Genomic DNA, 3661 nt, shown 5'->3' on the forward strand with positions numbered 1-3661 from the left:
CGGTAACCCCTGACCATCCAGGCAAAACTTCGAATACCTACATTTCTTTCAGAAAGCACCTACAAGCATAGGTAAACACCAATGGCACTCGAGCCATTAAGTTGAACAGCAAGTCGGCGCACGACTTTTATCTTCGTCCGGCTTCAAACTTACTTATTGCGAGTGCAACCATGAAACCCATCAACTACAACCAGTATCGCTCAACCCGAAGCTTCAACAGTCGAATACGCTTTCTGATTCTTCACTACACGGCCGCTAACTTTTCAAGTTCTGTCAGTGCCCTGACCGGCCCGAATGTCAGCGCGCACTATCTGATTCCAGATATCACTGACCCCAGTTACCTGAAAGCCGGCCATACCGTGCAGGAAGTTTTCAGCCTGGTGGATGAAACCTGTCGCGCGTGGCACGCAGGTGTCAGTCAGTGGGGTAACCGCAGCAATCTGAATGACACGTCCATCGGCATTGAAGTCGTCAACCTGGCGACCGACAACAAAGGCGAATTCACCTTCCCGCCGTATCACCCCGAGCAGATTGCTGCGATTGAACAACTGGCGCTGAACATCCTCAAGCGCTACCCGGATATCACACCGACGCAGGTTTTGGGCCACTCCGATGTTTCGATCGGTCGCAAGAGTGACCCGGGGCCGATGTTTCCCTGGCAGGCGCTGTACTTGAAAGGCGTCGGCGCCTGGTTCGATGCAACCACTCGGGACGAGTATCTGCGCCAATACAACACTTCGGGCATTCCCGCCCGAAACGAATTGTTGGGACTGTTCAAAACCTATGGATACGATGTTTCGGGCGCGTCAACGGAAGGCGGCTTTCAACAGTTGGTGCGGGCATTCCAGATGCATTTTCGCCCGGAAAACTTCGACGGAAAAATGGACGTGCAAACAGCTGCCAATCTGAAGGCACTGGTAGTCAAATACTTTCCTGGCTGATCGGTAACAAACGGCTCCCAGCCGACAAACGCAACAACCGGCAAGGTCAATCAATGTGGCCTTGCCGGCGCTATCAGAGCGTATATCTGTGCAAATTCCCCATCATTTCCTTCAGCGCTTCGATGTTGTCTTTCGGATGCGCCGCACCCTCGAAGTCGCAAATCTGCTGCCAGTGCGCCGCCACGTCTTCCGGGGAGAAACCCGTCCGTGGATCGAACCCGGCACCGAGGCTGCGCTCCCAGCGGACCTTGCCCATCCAGCCGCCGCCGACTTCAAACAGACCGGAGGTTTCCTGGCAGTTCTCGCTGGCCAGGTACACCACCAGCGGGCTGACCAGTTCCGGCTTGAGCTGTTCGAAGACCTGCGGCGGGATCAAGCCTTCGGTCATGCGCGTGCCGCCGGTGGGGGCGATGGCGTTGACCAGGATGTTGTTCTTGCGGCCTTCGATGGCCAGGGTACGGGTCAGGCCATAGAGACCGAGCTTGGCCATACCGTAGTTGGACTGGCCGAAGTTGCCATAGATGCCCGAGGTCGACGCAGTGAAAATCACCCGACCGTAGTTTTGCTCGCGCATGTGCGGCCAGGCGGCACGGGTGACTTTGTAGGCACCTTCGACGTGGACGCGGTAAACCAGATCCCAGTCGGCGTCATCCATTTTGTGGAAGGTCTTGTCACGCAGGATCCCGGCGTTGTTGACCACCACGTCGACGCGACCGAAGACGTCCAGGGCGTGCTGGACCAGTTTGTCACCGTCAGTGACCGAGTCGTGGTTGGCCTCGGCGATGCCGCCGGCCTCGCGAATGTCCGCTACCACGCGGTCGGCAGCCGAAGCGTTGGCGCCTTCGCCCTGGGCCGAGCCGCCAAGATCGTTGACCAGCACCCTGGCGCCCTGTTTGGCGAACAGCAGTGCATGCGCCCGTCCCAGGCCGCCACCGGCTCCGGTGATGATCACGACTTTATCTTCGAAGCGCACAGACTCATTCATGGGGGACTCCAGCAGGCCAGGGAACAATGAGTCCGAGTTTCAGGCACTGCGCGGCAGGTCACAATGAACACGGGGGAGGCTGAATGGTGGGCGATAAGGCTGGGGGATGATGATCGCATCGGACAGGATGACGCGGTCCCACAGAAGCAGAACAGATTCAACGCTGCGAATCAGGAACACGCCGCCTTGCACGGCGGCAACAGCAATTGATCGCGAAACGCCAAGTAGTGCTTGAGCACTTCACAAGGGGCCTCGATCTGCGGGTAGTGGCCGATGTCGGGCAATACGACCGTGTCCGCCTCCGGGATCAGCTCCCGGTAACGCTCGACCATGTGCGCGCCGCAGATCGGATCGACCCCGCCATCGATCATTCGCAGCGGCACTTCACCGCGTTGCATCGCGCTCACCCAGCGGTTGCGCCAGACGCGTCGCTCCGGGATGTAGGCGATCAATTTATGCATGATCCGTGGCCCGCGCTGGCTTTCGACCAGGCTCCAGAAATCATCCATCTGGCTTTCACTGGGGCGGGTTTGCGGACCGAAAATCTGCCGGAAGTTTCTCACCAGACCATCACGGCTGAAGGCGCGGCCAATGATCCAGCCCACTGGGCTGAGCAAGAGTTTTTGTATCAATACCGGGCGATGGGTTTCCGCAAACAACCCGCCGTTGAGAAACACGCAACTGGCCAGCTCCACCCGCGACTCGTAATGCCGGGCCAGCAGTTCCTGGGCCACGCTGTCGCCGTAATCGTGGGCGAACAGGTGCACCGGCTGTTCGACATTCAGGTGTTCAAGCAGTGCCTGTTGCAGATCCGCTTGCTCCAACAGGCTGTATTCGTGATTCGCCGGTTTGGCCGAGTCGCCGAAGCCCAGCATGTCGCAAGCGATCACGCGAAACCGCTGGCTCAAAGGCTGCCACAAGTAATGCCAGTCCCAACTGGCGGACGGGAAGCCGTGAATGAGCAACAGCGGCTCACCCTGCCCTGCTGTCCAGTAACGGATGCTTTGACCACGGAATACGAACGTCTGGCTGCGTTTACGCCAGACACACAAGGGGATCTCGGCGAGTTCCATCAGAGTTTATAGCCCGGGTCCAGTTTATCGAGTTTACGCAGCAGCGCCGGCCATGCCAGCGCTCCGCCCATGCCTTGAGCACTTCGGGTGACACCCGCGATCATGGCTTTGGCGCCTGCCAGAATCTGCGGTTCGATGGCAATCAGTTCAGCGGCACCGTTTTGCGCCATGACCTGAATGTCGCAGGCACGCGTAAAGGTGAACATCATCAGGAACGTATCGGCGATGGTGCTGCCGCAGGTCAGCAGACCGTGGTTATGCAGCATCAGGAAATTGTTTTCACCGAGGTCGGCCTGCAGCCGCACTTTCTCTTCATGGTTGAGCGCCACGCCTTCGTAGGCGTGGTAGGCCAGGCTGGAAAGCACGAACAACGACTGTTGACTGATCGGCAGAACGCCCTGCTTCTGTGCCGACACCGCCACCCCTGAAGCCGTGTGGGTGTGGAGCACGCAGACGACATCGTGACGAACTTCATGCACGGCGCTGTGGATGGTGTAACCCGCCGGATTGATCTCGTAAGGACTGTCCATCAGCTTGTTGCCGGCCTGATCCACCTTGACCAGGCTCGACGCGGTAACTTCATGAAACATCAACCCGAACGGGTTGATCAGGAAATCTTCGGTGCCGGGCACCTTGGCGGAGATATGGGTGAAGATCAGGTC

At 58.4% G+C, this 3661-nt stretch carries 4 protein-coding genes; 1 reads left to right on the forward strand and 3 read right to left on the reverse strand.

Going from position 1 to position 3661, the window contains the following annotated elements; genetic code table 11:
- Positions 1–170: 170 nt before the first annotated feature.
- Complete coding sequence (locus ACXRVY_RS20060; protein ID WP_223463410.1) at positions 171–941, forward strand: N-acetylmuramoyl-L-alanine amidase; 771 nt, start codon at positions 171–173, stop codon at positions 939–941.
- Positions 942–1014: 73 nt separating this feature from the next.
- On the opposite strand, the gene ACXRVY_RS20065 is transcribed toward ACXRVY_RS20060, so the two are convergent.
- The 3 genes from ACXRVY_RS20065 to ACXRVY_RS20075 form a co-directional block, all read right to left on the reverse strand.
- The gene (locus tag ACXRVY_RS20065) at positions 1015–1926 is read right to left on the reverse strand and encodes an SDR family oxidoreductase (protein ID WP_223463390.1); all 912 of its coding nucleotides are present in this window, start codon (positions 1924–1926) and stop codon (positions 1015–1017) included.
- A 170-nt stretch (positions 1927–2096) separates the two neighbouring features.
- Positions 2097–2999: an alpha/beta fold hydrolase gene (locus ACXRVY_RS20070; RefSeq protein WP_223463391.1), complete on the reverse strand. Its 903-nt coding sequence runs from the start codon at positions 2997–2999 to the stop codon at positions 2097–2099.
- The coding region (locus ACXRVY_RS20075; RefSeq protein WP_458238067.1) for a class II aldolase/adducin family protein at positions 2999–3661 on the reverse strand (663 nt) is incomplete at its 5' end. The genes ACXRVY_RS20070 and ACXRVY_RS20075, both read right to left, overlap by 1 nt.

The organism is Pseudomonas sp. P5_A2_2 (assembly GCF_054177685.1).